General features: G+C 63.2%; 1 pseudogene. It reads left to right on the top strand.

From position 1 onward, the window contains the following. Positions 1-64: 64 nt before the first annotated feature. Positions 65-1,060, top strand: a pseudogene (locus MHZ35_RS17820) (IS3 family transposase); the annotation flags it as partial.

Genomic DNA, 1,060 nt, shown 5'->3' with positions numbered 1-1,060 from the left:
CTGAGCTGCCCCCTTCTGAGTGGTCCATCGACTATGACAGTCTGGATCAAGGAAGGGACGACGAATGCCTTCGAAGAAGCACAAGCCCGAGGAGATTATCGGGAAGCTGCGTGAGGTTGAGATCATGCTGGGCCAGGGCGGGACGACGGCTGAGGCGTGCCGGCGGATCGCGGTCAGCGAGCAGACCTATTACCGCTGGCGCAAGGAATATGGTGGCCTGAAGACGGATCAGGCTCGGCGGATGAAGGATCTGGAGAAGGAGAACGCCCGGCTTCGGCGTGCGATTTCGGATCTGACGCTCGACAAGCTGATCTTGCAGGAGGCGGCAAAGGGAAACTTCTGAGCCCCGCACGGCGCCGGCGCTGCATCGATCATGTCCGGGACGTGCTGGATGTATCCGAGCGGCGGGTGTGCCGCGTGCTCGGCCAGCACCGGTCGACGCAGCGCAAGGTGCCGTGCGGGGCAGATGACGAAGAGGCGCTGACCGAGGACATCATCGCTTTGGCCAGGCAGTACGGCCGTTACGGCTATCGCCGGGTGACGGCACTGCTGCATGCGGCCGGCTGGTCGGTGAACCATAAGCGTGTGGAGCGGATCTGGCGACGCGAGGGGTTGAAGGTGCCGCAGCGGCAACCGAAACGAGGCCGGTTATGGCTCAACGATGGGTCCTGCATCCGGCTGCGGCCGGAGTATCCGGGGCACGTCTGGGCCTACGACTTTGTCGAGGCGCGGACGCACGACGGACGCAAGTTCCGCATTCTGACCATCATCGACGAGGCGAGCAGGGAATGTCTGGCGCTGGTTGTGGCACGTCGGCTCCGCCACGAGGATGTGCTTGCGGCACTTGCCGAGCTGTTCATCGAGCGGGGTCCGCCAGCGCATATCAGGTCCGATAATGGCAGCGAGTTCATCGCTACCGCCGTCCAGGCCTGGCTCGGGCAGATCGGCGTGAAGACGCTCTACATCGCACCGGGCTCACCATGGGAGAACGGCTACAACGAAAGCTTCAACGGCTCCCTGCGAGACGAGCTCCTAAATGGCGAAATCTTCTACAGCCTCG

Source organism: Sphingomonas sp. ACRSK, assembly GCF_022346685.1.
GTDB classification, from domain to species: Bacteria; Pseudomonadota; Alphaproteobacteria; order Sphingomonadales; family Sphingomonadaceae; genus Sphingomonas; species Sphingomonas molluscorum.
The sequence above is the reverse complement of the archived record's forward strand: the minus strand, read 5'-3'. Positions and strand labels throughout refer to the sequence as shown.